15 protein-coding genes are annotated in these 26,171 nt (G+C 43.0%); 13 read left to right on the top strand and 2 right to left on the bottom strand.

Annotated features, from left to right (window positions below):
- Positions 1-116 precede the first annotated feature (116 nt).
- Entirely contained in the window at positions 117-1,826 is a 1,710-nt protein-coding gene (locus ACNURT_RS14455) for a GMC oxidoreductase (protein WP_419698276.1), read from the bottom strand.
- 237 nt (positions 1,827-2,063) lie between these two features.
- Between ACNURT_RS14455 and ACNURT_RS14450 the strand changes: the two genes are divergently transcribed.
- The 7 genes from ACNURT_RS14450 (at position 2,064) to ACNURT_RS14420 (ending at position 8,836) form a co-directional block, all read left to right on the top strand.
- The gene (locus tag ACNURT_RS14450; protein WP_419698275.1) at positions 2,064-2,894 is read left to right on the top strand and encodes an MOSC domain-containing protein; all 831 of its coding nucleotides are present in this window, start codon (positions 2,064-2,066) and stop codon (positions 2,892-2,894) included.
- A complete protein-coding gene (locus tag ACNURT_RS14445; RefSeq protein WP_419698274.1) occupies positions 2,891-3,295 on the top strand; it encodes a VOC family protein in 405 nt (134 codons plus the stop codon). Before ACNURT_RS14450 ends, ACNURT_RS14445 begins: the two co-directional genes overlap by 4 nt.
- Positions 3,292-3,627 carry a SelT/SelW/SelH family protein gene (locus ACNURT_RS14440; protein ID WP_419698273.1) on the top strand — a complete coding sequence of 112 codons (336 nt, stop codon included), beginning with the start codon at positions 3,292-3,294 and terminating at the stop codon, positions 3,625-3,627. The genes ACNURT_RS14445 and ACNURT_RS14440 overlap by 4 nt, the downstream gene beginning before the upstream one ends.
- A 105-nt stretch (positions 3,628-3,732) precedes the next feature.
- Complete coding sequence (locus ACNURT_RS14435) at positions 3,733-4,167, top strand: RrF2 family transcriptional regulator (protein WP_172333542.1); 435 nt, start codon at positions 3,733-3,735, stop codon at positions 4,165-4,167.
- A gap of 221 nt (positions 4,168-4,388) precedes the next feature.
- Entirely contained in the window at positions 4,389-6,479 is a 2,091-nt protein-coding gene (locus ACNURT_RS14430) for a nitrite reductase (RefSeq protein ID WP_419698272.1), read from the top strand.
- A 136-nt stretch (positions 6,480-6,615) separates the two neighbouring features.
- Complete coding sequence (locus tag ACNURT_RS14425) at positions 6,616-8,124, top strand: TSUP family transporter (RefSeq protein WP_419698271.1); 1,509 nt, start codon at positions 6,616-6,618, stop codon at positions 8,122-8,124.
- Position 8,125: 1 nt separating this feature from the next.
- On the top strand, positions 8,126-8,836 hold the full coding sequence (locus ACNURT_RS14420; protein ID WP_419698270.1) for a phosphoadenylyl-sulfate reductase: 711 nt from the start codon (positions 8,126-8,128) through the stop codon (positions 8,834-8,836).
- Positions 8,837-9,419: 583 nt separating this feature from the next.
- Here the strand turns inward: ACNURT_RS14420 and ACNURT_RS14415 are convergent.
- A complete protein-coding gene (locus tag ACNURT_RS14415) occupies positions 9,420-12,371 on the bottom strand; it encodes a TonB-dependent receptor (protein WP_419698269.1) in 2,952 nt (983 codons plus the stop codon).
- An 866-nt stretch (positions 12,372-13,237) separates the two neighbouring features.
- Here ACNURT_RS14415 and proB point away from each other — a divergent pair.
- The 6 genes from proB (at position 13,238) to ACNURT_RS14385 (ending at position 26,119) form a co-directional block, all read left to right on the top strand.
- Positions 13,238-14,317 (top strand): glutamate 5-kinase, encoded by a 1,080-nt coding sequence (gene proB / locus ACNURT_RS14410; RefSeq protein ID WP_419698268.1) that lies wholly within the window; start codon positions 13,238-13,240, stop codon positions 14,315-14,317.
- 5 nt (positions 14,318-14,322) lie between these two features.
- Complete coding sequence (locus ACNURT_RS14405) at positions 14,323-15,570, top strand: glutamate-5-semialdehyde dehydrogenase (RefSeq protein WP_419698267.1); 1,248 nt, start codon at positions 14,323-14,325, stop codon at positions 15,568-15,570.
- A 685-nt stretch (positions 15,571-16,255) separates the two neighbouring features.
- On the top strand, positions 16,256-17,344 hold the full coding sequence (mnmA, locus tag ACNURT_RS14400) for a tRNA 2-thiouridine(34) synthase MnmA (protein ID WP_419698266.1): 1,089 nt from the start codon (positions 16,256-16,258) through the stop codon (positions 17,342-17,344).
- Positions 17,345-17,541: 197 nt separating this feature from the next.
- Positions 17,542-19,932 (top strand): type I DNA topoisomerase, encoded by a 2,391-nt coding sequence (gene topA / locus ACNURT_RS14395; protein WP_419698265.1) that lies wholly within the window; start codon positions 17,542-17,544, stop codon positions 19,930-19,932.
- A 100-nt stretch (positions 19,933-20,032) separates the two neighbouring features.
- Entirely contained in the window at positions 20,033-20,437 is a 405-nt protein-coding gene (locus tag ACNURT_RS14390) for a hypothetical protein (RefSeq protein ID WP_419698264.1), read from the top strand.
- Positions 20,438-20,518: 81 nt separating this feature from the next.
- Positions 20,519-26,119 carry an alpha-2-macroglobulin family protein gene (locus tag ACNURT_RS14385; RefSeq protein WP_419698263.1) on the top strand — a complete coding sequence of 1,867 codons (5,601 nt, stop codon included), beginning with the start codon at positions 20,519-20,521 and terminating at the stop codon, positions 26,117-26,119.
- The last annotated feature ends 52 nt before the right edge of the window (positions 26,120-26,171 follow it).

Genomic DNA, 26,171 nt, shown 5'->3' with positions numbered 1-26,171 from the left:
TCCGTATGATTAGTTGTGGAATCCCGAAATAAATCGGGATGACGTGTAAATCTTTGATTGTTTATCCTTGCTCTTTACTCCCCTTATCTATAAATCCTCTTAAATTATAAATCCCATTAAATATTTCCTTTCTTCAATTCTCCGACAGCAAAATCTGCCGCACGGGCTGTTAATGCCATATAAGTTAATGAAGGGTTCTGACAAGCTGATGAGGTCATAGCCGCTCCATCTGTACAGAATACGTTTTTGGCATCCCACACCTGGTTATGCGCGTTTAAGACAGACGTTTTAGGATCAAGCCCCATACGGGCTGTACCCATCTCGTGGATACCATCGCCTACATTATGGCCTCTGTCATGCGTTTTTACGTTTTTAACGCCGGCGCTTTCGAGCATTTCTTTGGCTTCTTTTACAATATCAATCCGCATTTTATGCTCATTATCCCTGATAATGGCATCCATAGCCAGAACAGGTAAACCCCATTTATCTTTACGGTTTTTATCCAGGGTGATCTTGTTATCGTGATAAGGCAGTAATTCGCCAAACCCACCTATACCTATCTGCCAATCGCCAGGTTCGGTTATTGCATCCTTATACTGTGCGCCGATATTCAGTTCGGCTATCTCCCGGCTCCAGCCAGTACGGCTTGCCGCGCCCTGGTAACCAAAACCACGCAGGTAATCACGTTTATCACCAAATAAATTGGCAAACCTAACCACATATATGCCATTAGCCCGACGGCCATAATAATATTTATCCTCAAAACCTTCTACATGTCCGGAGGCACCCAGATTGTAATGATGATCCATAATGTTATGCCCTAACTCGCCGCTGCTGCTGCCCAATCCATCCGGCCAAACATCCGTAGCCGAGTTCATCAGCACCCAGGCGCTATTTAAAGCCGATGCGTTCAGGAACACGATCTTGGCGTAATATTCATAGGTTTGGTTGGTTTCGGCATCAAGCACCTCAACGCCCGTGGCCTTTTTGGTGTCCTTATCGTACAATATTTTGGTAACTATTGAATATGGCCTAACCGTTAAGTTGCCGGTAGCCAAGGCCGCCGGTAAGGTCGACGATTGGGTGCTGAAGTATCCGCCGAAAGGGCATCCTTCCCAGCAGCGATTGCGGAACTGGCATTTGGTACGGCCGGGGATTGCCGCCGTAAGATTAGCCACACGACCAATGATCATGTGCCTGTTACCATTATAATTCTTTTTAAGGCGGGCGGCTACATCCTTTTCTACCCAGTTCATGTCCATTGGCGGCAGGTATTGACCATCGGGCAATTGCTCCAGACCTTCTAAGGAGCCGCTTATGCCGGCAAACTTCTCTACATGATCATACCAGGGTGCCAGGTCTTTATAGCGGATAGGCCAGTCAATTGCCCAGCCATCTTTGGCATTAGCTTCAAAATCATGATCGCTCCAGCGGTAACTTTGCCTGCCCCATAAAATAGAGCGGCCACCAAGCTGGTATGACCGCCACCAATTAAAGGGTTTTACCTCAGTATAAGGAGCATCCTGCTCATTTGTCCAATAATCCATGATGGGCTCGTAGGCACCCCAGTTGCGTGATATCACTGGTCTAACCTTGCGTTCGGCCTGTGTGGGGTTGCCCCGATGCGGCATATCCCAGGGATCGTTGCTGGCGCTTTTATAATCCTTGATGTGCTCAAAATTGCGACCGCGTTCCAGCATAATCGTTTTCAGGCCTTTTTCGGTTAATTCCTTAGCTGCCCAGCCGCCGCTTATACCCGAGCCAATAACGATGGCATCATAGGTATTACCGGCTTTAGCCTTGCCGTTTACATTGTTTAATGGCATGATTTCAGTAATATTAAAGGTTTGTTTGCAATTGGATAAACAATAATATCAATTAAAACGAAACAAAGCAATGAAGTAGGTAATAAAAAACAATCGATTGTAATTATATGGTTACAATGGCATTTAAATAAATGCTCCGCTCTTATCATACCGATCACATATATTTTATATTCCGATGGGTTCAATCTATAAAACAACGGCGGTTTTCTTATTTTTACAATTCTTACTCCTCTGCCAATGCTTACTATAAGTGAACTATACATTTATCCCATCAAATCCTTAGGAGGCATATCACTATCTTCTGCTCAGGTTACCGATCGCGGTTTAAAATATGACAGGCGCTGGATGCTGGTTGACGAACAAAACCGTTTCCTTACCCAGCGGGAATATCCGCAAATGGCTTTATTAAAGGTACAGATTGAAAGCGATGGCCTGTTAGTCACACATCACCTGAGCGGATCGGTTTTTATACCATTTGAACAGTACGATCCAGGTAAACAGGAAGTAGTTATCTGGGACGATACCTGTGCCGGCGTGTTTGTAGACCCTGAATTGGATAATTGGTTTAGTGCCGCATTGGGAATAAAATGCAGACTGGTGCACATGCCCGAAGATACCCGCCGTGAGGTAGATCAGCGGTACGCCCGTGAGGGAATAATCACTTCTTTTGCCGATGCCTACCCTTTTTTATTAATAGGACAGGCTTCGCTTGATGATTTGAACAACCGCATGGCCGAATCGTTACCTATGAACCGGTTCAGACCCAACATTGTATTTACAGGCGGTGATGCTTTTGATGAGGACCTGATGAACCATATACAAATAGCTGGTATTGATTTTTATGGTGCAAAGCTTTGCGCACGCTGCGTGCTCACTACTATCGATCAGCAAACAGCTATAAAAGCCAAAGAGCCTTTAAAAACACTGGCCAGGTACCGTTTGATGAACAATAAGATATTGTTCGGGCAAAATTTGGTTCATGAGGGTACAGGTATTATTACTGTTGGCGATACTTTAAATGTACTAAGCACCCACACCGAAGAAAGATTTATAGTACGTCAAAAATGAAGAGGCATATTGCCCATATCGCTTTAGTGGTGGCTGATTATGATGAGGCCATAGCTTTTTATACGCAAAAGCTTGGTTTTGTATTGATAGAGGATACCGTTTTAAGCGAAACAAAAAGATGGGTTTTAATAGCGCCTGGTCAGGATGCCCAATGTGCCATTTTGCTGGCAAAAGCTGCCAATGATGAACAAGAACAGGCTATTGGCAATCAATCGGGTAAACGGGTATTCCTGTTTTTATATACCGATGATTTTTGGTGCGATCATGAGGCGATGACTGCCAAAGGTATCAGTTTTGTACGACCGCCTGTTACCCAAGATTATGGAACAGTCGCCGTATTTGAAGATCTTTACGGTAATTTATGGGACCTGATACAACCATCTGAACAAAAAACAACATGAAACCAACTATCACCATTGAGTACTGCCCCAAATGTAACTGGATGATGCGGGCCGCTTACATGGCCCAGGAACTGCTTACTACTTTTACCGATGATATTTATGGTGTAACCCTGCACCCCAGCGAAACAAATGGCAAATATACCATCAGCGTTGATGGTACGGTATTGTTCGACAGAAAAGAACGAGGACGTTTCCCGGAGATTAAGGAATTAAAGCAACTGGTGCGTGATCAGGTGAACCCGGATAAGAGTTTGGGACACTCTGAAAAATGGAGTCAAGAACCAAGAGACAAGACGAATAATGGCGATGGATTAATTTCCCCCTTGTCCTGATTCCTGACTCTTATTTCTTGATTCTATACTCCATACAAGTATCCTATAGTATTACTGGATATTTTTATTTATAATTGTGTACCTTTGTTAGTTTTATTTTAAAAAATGCTATCTAAAAAAACTAAATACGCAATTAAGGCATTAGTGATCCTGGGTAAAAACATGGATCAACCACCGATGCAGATTTCAAAGATCGCCGAGGCCGAACGTATTCCCAAAAAATTCCTGGAACAAATACTGCTCGACTTGCGCAACGCCGGTTTCCTGTACAGCAAAAAAGGTGCAGGAGGTGGCTACAGCCTCAACCGCGACCCTAAAGAGATATTTTTGGTAAGTATCATGCGTATTACTGACGGCCCCATAGCCATGGTACCCTGTGCCAGTCTTAACTTTTATCACAAATGCGATGAATGTCACCAGGAAACTACCTGCGGCATCCGCGATGTATTTGTTGATGTGCGCGATGCCACGTTAAAAATATTAAGCGAGACCAGCATAGCTGATATCATCTCCCGCGAGCAGACACTCATCCATACTTAAAAAATCTCACCAAACTGTAAAAAGGGAACTTTTTTCAATTAAATTCTACCATTTCCCTATAGTATGTATATATTTGGGGATACTAAAATGCGCGGATGTGCAAATTCCAGATGTGCAGATTATTATCTATAAGGGAACCAACTCCAAGTATATTCTCATCTGCACATCTGGAATTTGCACATCCGCACATCTGATTTTTATAATTGATTAAACGATAAGATATGCAGAGCTTCAGAACGGAACTGGAGAACCCGATAGTTGAGAAAGATATTATTGATCTTGAAAAAAAGATCAGGGCTTTTCGTGAAGGTAAAATTCACGACGAAAAGTTCAGGAGCTTGCGCCTGGCCCGTGGTATTTACGGTCAAAGGCAGCCGGGTGTGCAAATGGTACGTATCAAACTGCCATTTGGTAAAGTTACTTTTAAGCAGCTATTGCGTATTGCCGATATATCTGATGAGTACGGAAGTCGTAACCTGCATCTCACCACCCGTCAGGATATCCAGATCCATTATGTAAGTCTTGACCGTACCCCTGAGCTTTGGGCCAAACTGGCCCAGGATGATATTACCCTGCGTGAAGCTTGTGGAAACACCGTACGAAACGTTACTGCCTCCCCCACTTCTGGCATCGATCCGCAGGAGCCGTTTGACGTTTCACCTTATGCGCATGCTACATTTGAGTATTTTTTGCGTAATCCAGTATGCCAGGAAATGGGTCGTAAGTTCAAGATCTCTTTCTCTTCAAGTGATGCGGATACCGCTTTTTCTTATATCCATGATATCGGCGTTATACCCAAGCTGAAAAGCGACGGTGAGCGTGGTTTTAAAGTGCTTTTAGGCGGCGGTTTAGGCGCTCAGCCCCTGTTGGCTAATATTGTAGAAGAATTTTTACCAGAAGATCAGCTGATCCCTTATATCGAGGCTATTATCCGGGTGTTCGACCGTTATGGCGAACGCAATAACCGTAACAAGGCCCGCTTAAAATACCTGATCCAGAAAATCGGGTTGGAAGAAGTTTTACGTTTGGCCGAGATCGAAAGAACAGCCATCAAAGTAAAAAGCTATAAAATTGATCGCGACGCGCTTCCACAACCTACTTTTCCGGAAGAAACCGCTTTTGCCGAAGTAAGTATTAGTAACCCTTTCCGTTATGAACAATGGCTGGCTACCAATGTATTTGAGCAAAAGCAGGAAGGATTTTTTGGTGTATATATTAAAGTGCCTGTCGGCGACATATCAACAGATACTGCCCGCGAACTGGTTAAACTTTTGCAGCCATTAGTTGCCGATGAGATCCGCATTACCCAAAATCAGGGTTTATTGCTGAAATTTGCCCGCAAAGAAGCATTGCCAGCTCTTTATGAAGGCTTGGCTAAGCTTGAACTCGCCGCTCCGGGTTTCGACAGTGTGGCCGATGTAACCACCTGCCCTGGTACGGATACCTGCAACCTGGGTATCTCTAACAGCATGACCATGGCGCGTGTGCTGGAAGACCTGATCTACAACGAATACGAAGACTTTATTTATAACCGCGATATCAAGATAAAAATAAGCGGCTGTATGAACTCCTGCGGTCAGCATGGCCTGGCACATATTGGTTTTCATGGCAGCTCATTGAAAGCAGGTACAAAAGTATTGCCATCTGTGCAGGTAATGCTGGGTGGTGGCACCGTTGGTGATGGCATTGGCCGCGCCGCCGACAGGGTGATCAAAGTGCCTTCAAAAAGGGCTACAGATGTTTTAAGAACCCTGCTTGATGATTATAAAACACTTTCGACAGAGGGTGAACTTTACAACGACTATTACGACAGACAAGGCAAAGATTATTTTTATCGCCTGCTGAAACCTCTTGCCGATCTCACTACTTTGACAGATGATGAGTTTGTTGACTGGGGCCACCAGGAAACCTTTGTTACCGCTATTGGCGTTGGCGAATGTGCCGGTGTGATCATCGATCTGGTAGCTACGTTGTTGTATGAGTCGGAAGAGAAACTGGGCTGGGCCAATCAATCGTTCCAGGCTGGTGCTTGGTCTGATGCTATCTATCATTCCTACAACACGCTGTTAAGCTCTGCAAAAGCATTATTGCTTGATAAGAGTGTGAATACCAGCACCCAGGCCGCGGTTATCCGCGAGTTTGATGCCAACTATGTAGAGAAAGGTGAATTTGATATAGAAGGCAGCTTTAACGACCTGGTATTACAGATCAATCAGCATGAACCTTCAGAAGAATTTGCTACCGCTTACTTAGCACAGGCTACTGAGTTCCTGGGAAAAAGTAAAGCAAAAAGAGAGGCTTTGGTACAATAATGAAAGTCGTTCAAATTAATTTGGCCTCACCCCGCCCTCTCCAAAGGAGAGGGTTTGGAAAGTACGTAGATAATAAAGTCCTCTCCTTTGGAGAGGATTTAGGTGAGGCTGAGGCTCTTTCAAACTATAATAAACCATGACATTATTGCCAAAGGATAGCAGCATAGCTAAGGTTCAGAACCAGGATACCGGGGGCAATCAATTGTTTCCCGTATTTTTAAAGCTGAACGACCTGCATACCGTACTGGTAGGCGGAGGCAATGTGGGTTTGGAAAAGCTGGGCGCTATTTTAAACAATAGTCCGTTGGCAAAAGTAACCGTGATATCCCGGGAGTTTTTACCGGAGGTACACGAACTGGCATCGCAGTATGAAGGTGTCACCATTGTTCAAAAGTCTTTTGCCGACGACGACCTGAACGGTGCCGAAGTAGTAATTGCAGCTACTAACGACAGCGACCTGAACAAATACATCCGCCAGGCCGCGCACGATCGCAAATTGCTGATCAATGTAGCTGACAAACCCGATCTTTGCGATTTTTACCTGGCATCCATCGTTCAAAAAGGCGACCTGAAACTGGCGATATCTACTAACGGTAAATCGCCAACCATAGCCAAGCGCTTAAAAGAAGTACTGAACGAAAGTATCCCCGACGAACTGGATACCACCCTGCAGCAAATGAGCGAGCTGCGCAACACCCTCACCGGTGATTTTGCCGACAAGGTTAAAACCTTAAATAAAGTAACCTCGGTATTGGTTGAGCCGAAGATAACCGTCAACAAGAATTTTATCTGGCTCATCTGGTCAACCATCATCGTCTCTTTAGCCGTTGTTATCTCTGCTTTATATTATAAGGAGCCACAGTTTAAGTTATTTGTAGAGGCTGTACCACCTCAATTTTATTATTTCTTAGGTGCAGGCTTCCTGTTTGCGCTGGTTGACGGAGCCATAGGTATGTCATATGGTGTTACTTCTACCAGTTTCTCACTGTCGATGGGGATTCCTCCGGCATCGGCCAGTATGGGTGTGCACCTGTCAGAGATATTGAGTTGCGGTATTGCTGGTTGGATGCATTTTCGCATGGGTAACATTAATTGGAAGCTTTTTAAATTATTGGTAATACCTGGCATCATCGGAGCTATTACCGGTGCCACATTATTATCCTCGCTGGAGCATTATAGTATGTATACAAAGCCTGTTGTCTCTTTATATACATTGATACTTGGCTGGGTTATCCTGTCAAAAGCTTTTAACATAAAACGCAAAAAAACCACCGATAAAGTTAAACGTATTTCGTTGTTAGGCTTAGGCGGCGGATTTATCGACGCGGTTGGTGGCGGCGGTTGGGGATCGATTGTATTGTCAACTTTGATAGCCGGTGGTCGTAGCCCTATATTTTCATTGGGGACTGTAAAATTAGCACGTTTTTTTGTAGCTATAGCCGGTTCCATTACTTTTATTACCCTGGTAACCAGCGATCATTGGCCTGCTGTAGCCGGTTTAATATTGGGCAGCGCGCTGGCATCGCCTATCGCCGCTCGCATCTCTAATAAAATATCAACAAAAACCATTATGGTTTCGGTAGGTATAATCGTTATACTGGTAAGTATCAAATCGATAGTTGCCTTTATTACAAAAGTTTTGTAACATGAGTGAAGTAGTTAAACATATACAAAAAGTAATAGCCGGCCTCAATCCCGTTGAAGCCCTGCGCGAATTGGCAGAGCTGTTTCCCGGCGAAATTGTATTCTCCACCAGCTTTGGCTGGGAAGATCAGGCCATCAGTCACATGATATTTGCCAATAACTTGCCTATTAAGGTTTTTACTTTAGAAACCGGCAGGCTTTTTCGTGAAACCTATTCCGTATGGAGCAGCACCATGGACAGGTATAAACAACCTATCCACGCCTATTACCCCGACCGCGACCTGTTGGAAGAAATGGTGAATAAAAAAGGACCTAACAGCTTTTATGAATCGGTAGAGAACCGCAAAGAGTGCTGCGGCATCCGTAAAATAGAACCATTAAAACGCGCGCTAAAAGGCAATAAATTATGGATCACCGGCATCCGTGCCGATCAGTCGGCCAATCGTCATGACATGGAAAACGTGGAATGGGATGAGCAAAATCAACTCGCTAAGTTCCATCCCATTTTCAGCTGGACGCTTGACGATGTAAAAGCCTATATCAAACAATACAACATCCCTTATAATTCCCTGCACGATAAAGGCTTCCCCAGCATTGGCTGTATGCCCTGCACACGTGCCGTTGCCGAAGGCGAGGATTTCCGAGCCGGTCGCTGGTGGTGGGAAGATCAATCCAAAAAAGAATGCGGCTTGCATGAGGTAAAACAACATTAATAAGACACTTTTTAACAATATAAAAGCCGGTTGGTCGTTTGATCATCTGGCTTTTTTGTTTTGGGCTGCCCCCTATTTTCCCCACTATGTCATTGCGAGGAACGACGAAGCAATCTCGTAGCTATTATTATTGACTAATAAAGACAAGCCACTCTTGTAATAATTCTTTAAAGTCTTGTGTTGGTAGTATTGTACCTCCATCCCCCACTTCGACGGTATTGTTGCTGTGAAAGTAAAGCGGCGATCCAAGAACTTCTCCCCAAAAAAAATCAGAACCGATGCCATTTTGTTCTTTGGTTATCGAATTTATTTGGGCATTTGTATAAACTTTGTCGCTGTATGTAATATGATTTGCGATATCTGAGTTCGCTATATCAGTAGTGGTCGCAAAACCCGCCTATTTAAGCGTCCACGCTTAAATACCCAATTGGTGAGCGTCGACGCTCACTAGTAATAAGTTCAAGTGAAGACACTTGAACTTGCGCAGCTGTAAATAACCACGAACCAATTTCCCACAAAAAAACGGATGAACATTGCTGTCCATCCGCCTTAAAAACTATATAAAACGTATTAAAAAAATTGCTTATTTAGGTTGCTGTCCACTCAGCAAGCCATCAAGTGTAACCGATACATAGTACAAACCGCCAATGGTTGGGCCGCCGGCATACTGAATATATCGTTTGTTAAAAATATCGGTTGCGCCCAGTTTAAAGGTAGCGTAGTAAACGGGTACACGGTAAGTAACCTGCGCGTCAACTGTGCCAATAGCGGGAACCGTTCCGGTAACCAGCGGGCTCTCCCACAGGAATGATTCCTGCCATTTGTATACCACATTGAATCCAAAGTTTTTAACTACTTCGCGGTTACCGAATGATACGTTGCCCGACCATTCCGGTGTGTTAAAGCCGGTTACAAAAATATCAGAGGCCGTTTGAGCTTTCAGCTTATTAAAGCTTACGTTGCCTGATATGGTATATCTTTTATAAAAGTTATAGGTGATACCAGCTGATGAACCATAATTATGATAGATGTTTTTGGCATTGGTATACACGCGGTACCTGCTTTGACCCTGGCTGGCCGCATTGGTTGAGGTTGCAGTAGTTGGGTCGCGGTTAATATCCAGCATGGATAATACGGCGGCGTCTGAGCCTACTGTGGCGCCATTTGGTACAAACACTTGTACCTGGCCCAAAAAGCCGTCATAGCGGTTGGTATAGGCATCTATGTCGATAAATACTTTGTTATCCGCAACAATACCCTTGTAACCCACCTCATATGAAGTGATCTGTTCAGGGCGTGCCGGTGGCAGGTCGGCCACTTTCAGCAGGTTTTTATTGGCTAAGGCATTGGCATCTGTACTGCCGCCCGGCGAGGCGTTTACAGCCGCATTAAAGTTGGTTACCGATGTTTGGGTATAGCTGTTACCTAAATAACCCAATCCGTCGTTTATAAATGGCAAGCTGCCTACACGTTTCACACGACCGTTGTTCACGTAAGACAAGGCTTCGAACAATGATGGAAAACGGTAACCATTTTGGAACGTGAACCTGAAATTATGGTTCTCATTCACGGTATAAACAGCGGCTAAACGCGGCGTAAACTTCGGATCAAAATAAGGGTTATAATCCCAACGGATAGATCCGAATAATTTCAGCTTTTCGTCGAAAAAGGTTTTGGTTACCTGTGTAAAGGCGCCATACTTTTTGTAGATCACGTTTTTACCAAATGAACCATCGGCCAAAGGTGTGTTACGATCGGCAATTGGGCGACTAAAATCAACAAAGTTGTTGCCATCTGGAATAATAGAATATACGCGCACATCACCACCAACCAACAAATCAACCACTTTTACACGATTGCTCAGGTCCCACTGGGCCTCGGCATTATACATACGGCTTTTTTGTACCAGCGCGGCACCACCGGTGGCCGGCGCATTTGGGATCAGGCTCGATTTGATATCCCAGTTATTGATGCCAATGATGGTTTTACCCAGATCATTAAAGGCTTGTGTACCAGGTTCTACCCTGCCCTTATCAGCAGCCGCCCTGGCAAATTGCTCTGCCGCAGCCAGGTTAGCCGAAGTCAGTTTACCACCATTGAATGATTTAAGCGCGTTACCATACAGCGTAGCCCAGGCCGAATTGCTGGCGTGGTTCAGGTCGAGGTTATCGGCCAAAGGTTTTACGTTAAATGAATTGCCCGTATTTTCTATCGACTCATAAGCGCGAACCAGGAACTCTTTTCCTTTTAACTCCACTTTATGGTTTTGCACAGTAGCGCCATCGAGTGAAATTTTATTACCCCGTTGAAAAACACCATCCATGCGGCCATAACGGTAAGTGTATGACAATATAGTGTTTGGCGTTATTTTGTAGGCCAGTGTACCATCCAGTTTTAAGTTAGTTACATGTGGATCAACCAGGTCGACCTCATTATAACCGGTACGGGCCACGTTAAGGTTGGGGCGGGCTACACCATCAACACTAATACCTTTAATTACAACCGTATTACTACCGGCAAGCGCGTCATCACCATATTTATTCCAGCCATCGTAAGCCGCATTGCTGGTACCGGTGAGTTCGGGGTAAGCGGGGTTGGCCGTCTTCAGGTTGCCCGGGTTTTGATCTTTCCGAGTGTTTGATTGCCAGTCGGTACCTTGTAAATAACTAAAGTTTACCTTAAAAGCGAATTTATCATTGAAAGCTTTGGCGAATCTTAAAGCATCCTCGGTTAATGAGCTTGCGCCCAAAGCATCGTTACCTACGTGGTTTACAGCCTGGCGGTGGTAAAAACTCAGGCCCTGGTATTTGAATGGATCTTTGGTAAAAAGGTTGGATAAACCATTGATGGCATTGGTGCCATATAAGGCCGCTGCTGCTCCGGGCGTGATCTCGATGCTGGCGATATCCAGTTCGGTTGGGCCAATGGCATTACCCAGCGGTACGCCTAAAGTGGCCGATTGCATATCAACCCCATCAACCAGTTGCATAAACCTGAAGTTATTCGGGCTGTTAAAACCACGGGTATTAGGCACTTTAAGGGTGATACTGGTGGTAGTCATCTGTACACCTTTCACGTTCTCCAGGGCGTCATAAAAACTGGGACCTGGCGATTGTTTCAGCGCGTTGATACTCAGTTTCTCGATAGCTACAGGCGAGCGCATGAGCTTTTCCTCCTTACGCGATGCGGTAACCACTACCTCATTGATCAGTAATGATTGGGAAGTAAGCTGGATATTTAAAGCGCTGTTAGCGTTTTTAATATAAAACTCCTGAGGCTGAAAACCTACTGCTGTAAAAACCAGTGTATAAGGTAATTTAGCGCTGGTGGTTAAGGAAAATTTACCGGTACTGTCTGTAGCCGTTTTATTGGTAGTACCTTTAATACTAACCGTGGTGCCTATTAAAGGTTTGCCATGATCGTCGCCTACTTGTCCGCTTAAAATATAGGAACCATTTAATTGTGCAAAACTAACGGCTGGCGCAAGCAAAAGAAAAAGTACAATGAGTTTTATTGAATTTGTAAAAATTTTCATGTAGTAAGGTTGGTGGTGGAACTTGAACTTGGTTTGATTAATGTTTTGATAGATGTAGGGTCTTGGGGTCTTCAGTCGAAAGTCTTAAGTTCTAAGTCAGAAAGGAACAAACCATTTCGAACTTATGACCTACGACTTAGTACTTTCGACTTAACAATAGCGGTCAAAAGCATCAACAACATGCAGTAGAGCACTGCATATTTATAAGGGGTATTAAGCTAATTTTAAAATAAAGATACATTGCCTATAGAATTAGTCGACAAAAATAGAAAAAAATTAGGTTTTACAAATTATTTTTGATTTTAATTTTTAGCGACACTTTATTGGGGCTCACAATTTACGTACGACCGTTTGTATGAATTATTTGACAACCGATAATTAATACTTTTTAAACCTTTCAAAATCCTTCAAAAATTTGTTAAAAAGTGTTAAAATGAGGTTAAAACTTATTAAAACGAATATTTATTTGAGTCTTTTTATCTTGTTTTTAGCTAAAAAGTGTTAAAATTTAAGGTTTAAAAAGTTTTTGAATGAATAGCCTTCCAGGGATGTGATTAAAAATCTCTAATGCTTTAAAATATCTATTACTCCTCTCCCATTTCATCATTTCAACAAACCATGGATGAATTAAGATGTGGCAATAAAAGAATGTTTTGAATAGATTTTGAATCATAATTAATATAAATAAATAAGAAAATATCAATATAGAGTTATAAACCATTGTAAATTATAATTACAAGACGCTAAATGACTATTTTTAGGTAAAAAACTCTATTTTCTAATTAAAAATGGTTCAATTTAAGGCTAAAACATATCAATATCAATAAAAAATAACTATTTTTGACTCAAAATACCATCAATAGGAAATGGCCTTCAACTATCAGCGCATCATTATCAAAATAGGCTCTAACGTTTTTACCCAGGAAAATGGCTTACCCAACCTGCAACGGATAGAACACCTGGTTGAGCAGATAGCGGCGATCAAAAAACAAGGCAAGGAGGTGATCCTGGTATCATCAGGAGCGGTAGCTTCTGGTCGGAGTTTGATCACCATTTCCGAAAAATATGATGCTATCGCCGCAAGGCAGCTATTGGCCTCCATAGGCCAGGTAAAGCTGATCAATACCTACTCCAGTCTTTTTGAGCGTTTTGATATCCTTTGCTCGCAGGTACTGGTCACCAAAGAAGATTTCAGGGACAGGATGCACTACCTGAACATGAAAAACTGCCTGGAATTGTTATTACAGCACCAGGTGATACCCGTTGTGAATGAAAATGATGTGGTATCGGTAACAGAACTCATGTTTACGGATAATGATGAGCTTGCCGGCCTTATTGCCGCTATGCTGAATGCCCAGGCCCTTATCGTACTAACCAATGTTGATGGTATATATAATGGCAACCCCAACGCACCTGGATCGGCTGTAATTGAAGAAGTTAATGGCTCTGTGGTTGATTTCGCCGAGTTTGTTACCTCGGGCCGGTCGCAATTTGGCCGTGGTGGCATGATCACTAAATCAACCATGTCGCAAAAAACGGCGCAACTGGGAATAGCCGTACATATAGCCAACGGCACCCGTGAAAATATATTAACTGATGTGCTGGAAAACAAGGTGATACATACCCGTTTTATCCCCACTAAAAAAGCATCTGGCAAAAAGAAATGGATTGCCCATTCTGAAAAATCGGCTACAGGTGTTGTGCAGGTTAACGAAGGTGCCAGGACTGCCTTAGTATCCAGCAAAGCCACCAGTTTATTGCCGGTGGGTATTGTTAAAGTAGTAAGCGACTTTAAAAAGGGTGATATCATTAAGCTGGTTGACGAAAAAAACAAGCAGGTGGGCTTAGGCATAGCCGAATATGGGGCAGATAAAGCCAGAGAACGTGTTGGACAGAAAAACCAAAAGCCACTGGTGCATTATGATTATCTTTATTTACAGGGTTAATAGCAATGGGATACGATAACTATTTTAAAAACGCACTTATTGCAGGCAGAAAGCCCACCCTTGCCCCTGCCATTATTAACCAGGTATTACAGGATGTAGCTGCCGAAACCATTGCACAAACCGGTTATCTGCTGGCCGAGAATCAAAAAGATCTTGACCGGATGGATAGCTCCGATCCCAAATACGACCGATTGAAACTTACCGCCGCCCGCATTGAAGCCATAGCCGGTGATATAGTGAATGTTGCCCTTTTAGATAGTCCGCTGGGTAAACAGCTTTCACAAACTAATATGCCCAATGGCTTGTCTATTACAAAGGTCAGGGTTCCCCTGGGGGTTGTAGGGGTTATTTATGAGGCCCGGCCCAATGTAACGTTTGATGTATTTGCCCTTTGTTTTAAAACCGGTAATATCAGCATTTTAAAGGGCGGCAGCGATGCCGATTTCTCTAACCGGGCCATTATCTCGGTTATTCATAAAGTATTACGCAAGCACCAACTGGATACCGATATTGTGACCTTATTACCCGCTGATCGTGAAGCCACCGCCGCTTTGTTAAATGCCGTTGGCTTTGTGGATGTGCTGATACCAAGAGGGAGCCAGTCGTTGATCAATTTTGTCCGGGACAACAGTAAAGTCCCTGTAATTGAAACCGGCGCTGGTATCGTTCACACTTATTTTGATGAATCTGGCGACCTGGAAAAAGGCGCGCAAATTATAGCCAATGCCAAAACGCGTCGGGTAAGCGTATGTAACGCGCTCGACTGTTTAATTATCCATTCGTCACGCATTAATGATCTTCCAAGGCTTACCCATTTATTAAAACAAAAACAGGTAGAGCTATTTGCCGATGAAGCAGCTTACACCGAATTAAAAGGTAAATACCCCGATGATTTGTTGCATAAAGCACAACCTGAGCATTTCGGTACAGAGTTCCTGTCGATGAAAATGGCTATTAAAACGGTAAATGATTTTGACAAGGCGCTTAAACATATTGCAGTAAACGGTTCAAAACATAGCGAAGCCATTATCAGTGAAGATGCCGAGCATATTGCTACATTTTTAAATGATGTAGATGCTGCCGCGGTTTATGCCAATGTTTCAACCGCATTTACCGACGGCGCCCAATTTGGTCTTGGTGCCGAAATTGGTATCAGCACACAAAAACTCCACGCCCGTGGCCCTATGGGGCTTGAAGAACTAACCAGTTATAAGTGGTTGGTTAAAGGCGATGGTCAAACCCGCAACCCATAATTATAAACCTATACCTATACTTTGTTGCAAAAAAAGGTGCTCGAAAGAGCACCTTAAATTTCCTCACTGTTCGGTCCGGGCAATTATTTAATCAGGTAATTTGCTATGGCAACAAAACAAATAATCACTAAAATCACTCCTTGCAGTTTTTGCTCTAATGTTAACTGGCTTATCATTTTAAATTAATTAGGGTATAGCAAATTTAAAATGTAAACGTGATGTTACAAGAGTGTAATACACTTTTGCATTTTTTTTAACAAAAAACTTACATACTTTTTACAATGGTCATCTGTACATTTATTCATTAAAATAATCGCAAAAAAATGAGTGCCCTGTTAAAATTTATGTAGAGATTAAACAGCAATAAAGTGTTAAATTTTATGCTTTATGATTAATTAAAATGCATTTTTTAGGTAGTTTTTCGATTCGGCTTTTTTTGTTTTTAAAACATATAAGAATATTAAGCAATAATTTAGCTGTAAATATTTTTTAATAATGTTTTTTTTCGTTAACCGGCATCATAATATCTGACAAAGTAACTCTTTATATAATTTAATTAACAGTTTGATTATTAACAGTAATTAACCATTGGTTAATTACTGTTTCTTTTTTCATTCTTCCATTTTACCCTCGGCTGACTAATAAAGTATTAACATCAAAACCAAAAAGGTATCTTTGCAAAATTATGAGTAAGCATGGCAGGATATTAGTGGCAATGAGTGGTGGAGTTGATAGTTCGGTAGCAGCGGTGATGCTGCATGAGCAGGGCTATGAGGTTATCGGGCTTACTATGAAAACCTGGGACTATGCCTCATCTGGCGGTAGTTCAAAAGAAACCGGCTGCTGCAGTCTGGATAGTATCAATGACGCCCGTGCTTTAGCGGTGGGTTATGGTTTCCCTCATTATATATTAGATATCAGAAGTGAATTTGGCGATTTCGTGATCGACAATTTTGTGGATGAGTACCTTGCAGGCCGCACCCCTAACCCATGTGTGCTTTGCAACACCCACATTAAATGGGATGCCCTTTTAAAACGTGCCGATAAACTCGATTGCGAATTTATTGCCACTGGACATTACGCTAACATCCGCTTGCAGGATAACGGGCGTTACGTAATATCAAAGGGAAAAGACGAAAACAAAGATCAATCGTACGTATTGTGGGGTGTATCCCAACAAAATCTTGCCCGTACAAAATTCCCTTTAGGTAGTTTCTCAAAACCCGAGATCAGGCAAATGGCTATGGATATGGGCCAGATGGAACTTGCCGGCAAAAGCGAAAGCTATGAGATTTGCTTTGTACCTGACAATGACTATAGGGCCTTTTTAAGACACAAAGTTGAAGATCTTGATGATCGTATAGGTCCGGGTAACTTTACGCTTACCAACGGCACCGTAGTGGGCAAGCATCAGGGATATCCATTTTATACCATAGGCCAACGTAAGGGTTTAGGTGTAGCATTGGGCCATCCTATGTTTGTTACGGCTATAGATCCGCAAACAAATACGGTTGTTTTAGGTACCGCTGATGAATTGGAACGCAAACAGGCATGGGTTAAAAACCTTAACCTGGTTAAATATGCCAATATTAACGAGCCTTTAGAAGCCATTACCAAAATTCGCTACAAGGATGCCGGTACACAAAGCAGCATTGTACAAATGGGCGAACATATGAAAGTTGATTTTCATCACAACGTTTCGGGTATCGCACCGGGCCAGTCGGCTGTATTTTATGAAGGGAATGACCTTCTGGGTGGTGGTTTTCTGATGTAGGCATCCCCTACTGCTTACTGACGCTGAACTGCTGGCCCTGCAATTTTCATTATCAAAACGTTGTAAAACCTCGCTTTAATAATAATCCTGCATTCCAACTATTTATCCGCTCAGCCGTAAAAGCTTCCATGCTTTTCCGAAAACAAATTTGCGTTTCACTTTCTTTATGTTTTATTTGCAAAAAAATAACTGCTTAAATGGCCAAAAACCTACTCATAGTTGAATCTCCGGCGAAAGCCAAAACCATCGAAGGATATCTTGGGAAAGACTTTACGGTTAAATCAAGTTACGGCCATATCCGTGATTTGATAAAATCTGAAGACGCAATTGATATAGCTAATAACTTTACCCAGAAATATGAAGTACCAGCCGATAAAAAGCAAGTTGTCAGTGAATTAAAGAAATTAGCTAAAGAAGCCGAAATGGTTTGGCTCGCATCGGACGAGGACCGTGAGGGAGAAGCCATATCCTGGCATTTATTTGAAACACTGGGTTTAAAAGATGCCACCACCAAGCGTATTGTTTTTCACGAAATAACCAAACCAGCTATATTAAAGGCAATTGATACTCCACGTAAAATTGACTATAACCTGGTTAATGCCCAGCAGGCACGCCGGGTATTGGACAGATTAGTCGGTTTCGAGCTCTCTCCTGTTTTGTGGAAAAAAGTAAAACCATCTTTATCTGCCGGTCGTGTACAATCAGTAGCCGTAAGGCTCATCGTTGATCGCGAAAGGGAGATCAATAAATTTAAATCAGAAGCTGCTTTTAAAATAGTAGCCATATTTGGTAAAGGTAAAGAAGCGTTCAAAGCAGAACTTTCCGAACGTTTTAGCAAACAGGAAGATGCTGAGAAATTCCTCACCGATTGTATTGGGGCCGATTTTGATATCCGCTCGTTAGAGACAAAACCTGCAAAACGTTCCCCTGCAGCGCCATTTACAACATCTACGCTACAACAGGAGGCCAGCAGAAAGCTGGGTTACTCTGTAGCCCGTACTATGCAGGTTGCTCAAAAGCTCTACGAATCGGGTAACATTACCTATATGCGTACCGACTCGGTTAACTTGTCAGAAACCGCCTTAAATGCCGCTCAACAAGAGATCATATCGGCTTACGGCGAAAAATACCACCAGCACCGTAAATATAAAACCAAAAATGCCAGTGCCCAGGAAGCGCATGAGGCAATAAGACCAACTTATTTTAATAACCATACAATTGATGGAGATTCATCAGAAAAGCGTCTGTATGAGCTCATCTGGAAACGCGCTATCGCTTCACAGATGAGTGAAGCACAGTTTGAAAAAACAACCGCTAAGATCAGTATTTCCACTCGCCCGGAAGAACTGACAGCCAATGGGGAAGTAATGAAGTTTGATGGTTTCCTGAAGGTGTATCTGGAATCTGCCGATGATGATGAAGAGGATATCCAACAGGATGGCGAAAACACCATGCTGCCTCCTTTAACAAGAGGGCAGCGTCTGGCTTTACAGGAAATGTCGGCTACGGAACGCTTTTCCCGTCCACCGGCGCGTTATACGGAGGCCAGTTTGGTTAAGAAACTGGAAGAATTAGGCATCGGTCGGCCATCAACTTATGCTCCTACCATCTCAACCATCCAAAACCGTGGTTATGTAGTTAAGGAAGAGCGCGAAGGGAAAGTACGCAATTTCAGGGTATTGACTTTAAAAGGCGATGCTATCGTTAAGGAAAATAAAACCGAAAATACCGGCGCTGAACGGGGTAAACTATTCCCTACGGATATTGGTTCGGTAGTTAACGATTTCCTGGTACAGTATTTTAATGATATTGTTGATTTTAACTTTACAGCAAGCGTTGAAAAGCAATTTGACGAAATAGCACAAGGCTTAAAAGAATGGACAGCTATGCTCCATGATTTTTATAATCCTTTCCATAAAGAAGTTCAAAGCACTATAGAAACTGCTGATAAAGCTACTGGTGAGCGCGAATTAGGTGTACATCCGGAAAACGGCAAAAAAGTATCGGTACGTATTGGCCGCTATGGCCCTTTTGTGCAGATAGGTGACAGTGCAACTGATGAAAACGAAGAAAAGCCACTTTACGCGAGCTTAAGAAATGGCCAGAGTATAGAAACTATCAGTCTTGATGAAGCACTGGAACTGTTTAAGTTACCCAAGGTTGTGGGTGAGTACGAAGGCAAAGTAATGAAGGTAGCTATTGGCCGCTTCGGACCTTATATCAGTCATAATAGCGCGTTTGTTTCTTTGCCGAAAGAAATTGATCCGCTGGATGTTACCGAAGAGCAGGCAATCGAACTGATCAATGCCAAGCGCAAAAAAGACGCTGAGAAACTAATTAAATCTTTTGACGAAGATCCCGAAGTTAAAGTACTCAATGGTCGCTGGGGCCCTTATATTGAATTCGGTAAGTTGAATGTAAAGATCCCTAAGGATAAGGATCCGTTAACGCTTACTTATGAAGAATGCAAAGCTCTGGCCGATGCTATGCCAAAGGATGCTAAAAAAGGCCGGTTTGGTAAAGCGGCCTCAGCAAAACCGGCAGCTAAAGTACCGGCAAAGAAAAAAGCGGCAGCAAAAAAGAAATGATTTTTTTGAATGGTTGATTAGGTTGATTAAGTGAATAGTTGTTCTATCATTTATTTAACTACTAACCTAATCAACCACTCACACAATCAACTAATAAAACATGATAAAAGACCTCCCCGAAAATAACGTACAGGATATTGCAGTAGCGGTTGCATTGGAAAGTGAGAATATCGAGAGCAAAATATGGTATGTGTATCTCATCAACCTCAAGAAAGAGCCCATCGAGAATGTGCTGGTCACCTCAAAAGGTTATGGCGAAAAAGACGGCGTACAGGTAAAAACATCAACGCTGCGCCACATGTTCCCTCAAGTTCCCGGACAGGCGTTTAAGCTTATTGAACCTATTGATGAGCAAACATTCGGCCTTAATAACGAATACTGGCTCAGCTACTATATTGGCAAGAATATTTACGATAAAAAATTCATTTTTTTACCTGAAAGTATTGTTGAAATGAATTTTATCAAACTGCCGGTGTTAAATAAACCCGGTGTTATGATATTATAAGCCCCCGTAAAATAAGTTTTCCGTTTAATTATTTATTCTCATAAATTTTATAATTTACATGACTATAAATAAACCTATTCCATGGAGAACGGATATACCAGATTCCGCAGACGCAAAAGTATCATTACTATAGGCGCGTCACTTGCACTCATCTTATTAGTTGTATACATTATTGCCAATGGCCGTAAAAAAGCGGCAGTCGATCCAGCATTTAGCAAGTATATCGAATCATATACTACTGGGGTTATCTCAAAAGAAAGCACAATCAGAATACGCTTAGCCGGGCAGGTACAGGTTACTCATCAGCAAAACGAACAGCTGAGTGATGATCTCTTCGATCTTTCTCCCTCAGTAAAAGGTAAAGCTTATTGGGTGGATTCCCGGACTATTGAATTTAAACCAGCAGGAAAACTTGAGCCAGAAAAAAGTTATACGGTTGATTTTGACCTGGGTAAATTAATCGAAGTACCGCATAAATTTGATCATTTTAAGTTCGGCTTCCAGGTAGTAAAGCCCGACTTTAACGTAAGCTTTAATGGCTTAACAACCGCCACAAATACATCTATTGACGAAATGAAGCTGGACGGTATTATCCAAACCGCCGATACAGAAGACCCAGCCCTGGTTGAAAAACTATTAACCGTTAATTACGATTTTCCAGTAAAAATAAGCTGGGAGCATAGTACAGGTACTAAAGCACATCATTTTAAAATAACCGGATTAAAAAGACAATCGAACAAGGTTACACCAGTCACTATTAACTGGGATGGCAGCAGCCTGAATGTTGACAAAAAAGGCAACCAACACTTTGATGTACCCGCTATAGGCGATTTTAGAGTATTGAATATACGGGCCGTGCAGGATAATGACCAATATGTATTGGTGCAATTTTCTGATAATATACTGGTTGGGCAGGAATTGAACGGCCTTATAAGCATCAACAACATTACCGACCCTGCTTATACCATTGACGGAAGCACAGTAAAGTTATATTCTCCTGAAAATCTTGAGGGCAATTACAGCATCGTTGTAAATGAAGGTGTTGAAAATATATCGCACAAAAAAATCACAAAAACGTATACCGCCAGCGTGTTTTTTGAAAACCGGCTGCCGGCTGTGACCATACCGGGTAAAGGCGTTATCCTCCCCGATTCCGGTAAATTAATGATGCCTTTTGAAGCGGTGAACTTGAATGCCGTTGATGTAAGCATTATTAAAATTTATGAAAGCAACGTACCCCAATATTTCCAGAGCAATGGCTTTGATGGCGCTCAGGAACTACGTCAGGTAGGTAAACCGGTGGTTCAAAAAACCATCAGGCTTGATAATGATAAAGGCCTGAATCTGAATAAAAAGAACCGCTTTATGCTCGATCTGGATCAAATGATCCGCACTGAGCCGGGAGCTATTTATCGTGTAGTGATCGGTTTCAGAAAAGAATATTCGCTGTATAACTGCAGTATTGCCGGAGCAGGTGTAAAAAGCAGTAATGGCGATGATGATGTATATAATGAAGGGGAATATTATAATGATAACAGTAAGGTAAATGATGAAGACGATGACTTTTGGTCACGGTATGATAATTTTTACCCTGACGGTTATAGCTGGCAGGACAGAAACAATGCCTGTACCCCATCCTACTTCACCAAAGAGCGTTGGGCTACACGCAATATCATAGCTTCAAATATTGGCCTTATTGCCAAACGGGGCACTAACAATAGCATGCTGGTGGCGGTAACTGATATTTTAAGCGCACAACCCATGAGTGGTGTAGATCTGGAATTATTGGATTATCAGAAACAGGTAATCTACAAAACTACATCCGGCGGAGATGGTATTGCAAAGTTTGATCTCAAGCGTAAACCATATTTGCTGGTGGCCAAAAAAGGCGCTCAGCGGGGTTACTTAAAGCTGGACGACGGTAGTTCCCTGCCCCTCGCCCGCTTTAATGTAGGCGGCGAAGAAGTACAGAGCGGGCTTAAAGGCTTTATCTATGGAGACCGCGGAGTTTGGCGTCCGGGCGATTCCATATATGTATCTTTTATATTGGAAGATAAACTAAAAACATTGCCGCCAGATCATCCGGTTCAATTTGAGTTATATGACCCTAACGGTAAATTATACAGGCGTATCACTAAAACAACAGCGTTGGATGGCTTTTATAGTTTCCATACCGCTACAGAAACCTCATCGCCTACTGGTAACTGGACAGCTAAGGTAAAAGTTGGCGGGGCTTTGTTTGAAAAGAAGATCAAGGTAGAAACCATTATGCCAAACCGAATGAAGCTAAGTCTTTCATTTGGTGGGGCTGCCGAGCTAACCAAAGGCAACAATGCCAATGGAAAACTGAGCGCACAATGGTTATTTGGCGGGGCCGCGCAAAATCTGAAAGCTAAGGTCGACGCCTTTTTAACACCCCAGACCACAAGCTTCAAAAAATATGAGGATTATGTTTTTGACGACCCAACACTGGCCTTTAATACACAAATCCAAACTGTATTTGACGGTAAGTTAAGCGCAGATGGCGTTGCGGATGTAGATGCCAATATCAATGTAGAAAAACAGGCCCCGGGGCAGCTAAGAGCTAATTTCCTGGTTAAGGTTTTTGAGCCGGGTGGTAATTTCAGCATTCAGCAAACTACGCTGCCTTATAACGTGTATCCGGGCTATGTGGGCATTAAAACACCCCAAGGCAGCGAGCTTTCGGGCATGTTGGTTACGGATAAGGATCACCAGGTTGATATAGCCGATGTAGATGTACATGGTAACGCACTGACTGGTACCCGTACCGTTCAGCTGGAACTGTACAAAGTACAATGGCGTTGGTGGTGGGATCAAACCGGCAATGAAACAAGCAATTTTACGCAGGATAAATATAATAAGCTTATTAAGGCCGCTACCGTGCAGGTTATTAACGGGCACGGTAAATGGACATTACGTGTGCCTAAAGCCGATTGGGGTCGCTACCTGATTAAGGTAAAGGATGAGCAAACAGGACACTCCACCGGGAAATTCATTTATGTGGATTGGCCAAACTGGTCGGAAAGGTTACAGCAAACCAACCCTACCGAAGCGGCGATGCTATCGTTCACCTCTGATAAACCCAGCTATAAAGTAGGCGAACAGGCCACACTAACTATACCAACCGCTGCTGATGGCAGGGCGCTGATCAGTTTCGAAAACGGCAGCAAAGTTTTAAGAACTACCTGGATAGACACTAAAAAAGGTCAAACCCAATACCGCTTTACGGTTGATGAAACCATGACCCCTAATGTATTTGTGAACGTTACCCTGTTGCAAAGACATTCGCAAACGGTTAACGACCTACCTATCCGTATGTATGGTGCTATTCCCTTACAGGTTGATAATCCGGAGACCATCCTGAAACCGGTGATCAGCATGCCTGATAAGATACGTCCCGAAACACAGTCGGCCATTACCGTATCCGAAGCATCAGGCAAGGAAATGACCTATACCATTGCCATAGTTGACGAAGGCTTGCTGGATATCACCAATTATAAAACACCAAACCCGCATGAGGCTTTTTATGCCCGGGAGGCGCTGGGTGTAAAAACCTGGGATCTGTTTGATTATGTGATAGGTGCTTTTGGCGGCGGTCTGGAACGTATTTTAAGCATAGGTGGCGATGGCAATCTGGGCACCAACAAAAACGTGTCTGTAAACCGTTTTAAACCCGTTGTAAAATTCCTGGGGCCATTTCACCTGGACAAAGGCGAAAAACAAACTACGCCCTTTAAACTGCCTCAATATGTAGGTTCTGTTAAGGCTATGGTAATTGCCGGGCACGATGGCAGCTATGGTTTTGCTGATAAAGCCGTCGCCGTTAAAAAGCCATTGATGATATTAGCCACATTACCACGTGTGCTTGGCCCTACAGAAAAAGTGCAATTACCGGTTACCGTATTCGCTATGGAACCTAATATTAAAACGGTTACTGTATCGGTACAATCAAACGCGTTCAGTAACCTGACGGGTAATAATTCAAAAACCATAACTTTTGCTAAAACAGGCGATCAACTGGTTACATTTGATTTGGATGTTAAGGATTTTGTAGGTGTAGGTAACGTGAAGATCATAGCCAAAAGTGGTTCAGAAACTGCTGCTTATGATGTAGAGCTAAATGTACGCAATCCTAATCCGCCGGTAACCCGCGTGCTGGAAAAAGAACTGAAACCCGGCGAGATCTGGAATACAGCATATCAGGCTGTAGGCATCAGTGGCACCAATAAAAATACGCTCGAAATAGCCTCTATACCGCCATTAAACCTAAGCAAACGGCTCGATTATCTGATAGCCTATCCACATGGCTGTGTAGAACAAACCACATCTTCGGCATTCCCGCAATTGTATCTGGGGCAACTGCTCGACCTTTCACCTATTCAAAAGGCCGAGGCCGAACGAAATATCAAAGCAACTATCAACAGGCTCAACGGCTTCCAGGTACAGGGCGGCGGCTTGAGTTACTGGCCTGGTTACGGAGATGCGGATGAATGGGGAACCAATTATGCCGGACATTTTATGCTGGCAGCCCAGGCCAAAGGTTACAGTTTGCCTATTGGTTTTATGGAACAATGGAAAAAATATCAAAAACAAAAAGCGCAAACCTGGGCGCCGGATCCGCATAAATTTTATGGTGATGATCTGAACCAGGCCTATCGCCTGTATCTGCTGGCCTTAGCCGGTGCACCTGAATTAGGAGCTATGAACCGGCTCAGGGAGTTTAAATACATCAGCATAGAGGCTAAATGGCGTCTGGCAGCAGCTTATAAACTTGCCGGGCAACCAGAGGCTGGCTTAAAAATGGTAACCAACTTACCTACTACTATAAAGCCATATTACACCATGTATGGTACTTATGGCTCTGATCTGCGCGATGAAGCCATGATCCTGGAAACACTTACACTACTCGGGCAGCAGCAAAAAGCAGCGGGCTTATTGCGTACTGTAGCCGCAAGATTATCACAGGACGACTGGTATAGCACCCAAACCACGGCTTACTCCCTTATTTCCATAGCGCAATATTGCGGGCAAAACAAGTCTGCCAGCAAGCTTACTTTTAGCTATGATGGCGGTGTTTCAAAAGGGAATATCAATTCGACCTCTTATATGTGGCAGGCTGGTTTGGCTGCAAATGGCGGGAAAGTGATGGTTAAAAACAACGGCACCAACAAGCTATATATAAGACTGATACAAAAAGGTCAGCCATCATCCGGTCTTGATGTAAAAACCTTTATTGATCCACAAGTGATGGAAATGAGAGTTGGTTACTTTACTATGAGTGGCAAACCCGTTGATCCAACAACATTAAAGCAAGGTACCGATTTTGTAGCCCAGGTAAATATCAAAAATCCGGGCAGGCGTGGCCGGTATGATAATCTGGCCCTAACACAAATATTCCCGTCGGGCTGGGAAATACTGAACAGCCGGATGCTGAACAATGATGAGGTATTTAAATCATCTCCATCCGACTACAGGGATGTTCGGGACGACCGGGTGAATACTTACTTTAGTTTAGTGGAAGGTAAAGAAGTTACCTACTATGTAATGCTGAATGCCGCTTACGCCGGTCATTACTATTTGCCGGCAGTTTATTGCGAAGCCATGTATAACAACTCCATCAACAGCCTGATCAAAGGACAATGGGTTGATGTGGTAAAATAAGCAGGACGATTATTTAAAAAAGCTTATTGAATTTACACAATAAAAAGACCCG

The sequence above is a fragment of the Mucilaginibacter sp. NFX135 genome (assembly GCF_048565145.1).
Classification (GTDB): domain Bacteria; phylum Bacteroidota; class Bacteroidia; order Sphingobacteriales; family Sphingobacteriaceae; genus Mucilaginibacter.
The sequence above is the reverse complement of the archived record's forward strand: the minus strand, read 5'-3'. Positions and strand labels throughout refer to the sequence as shown.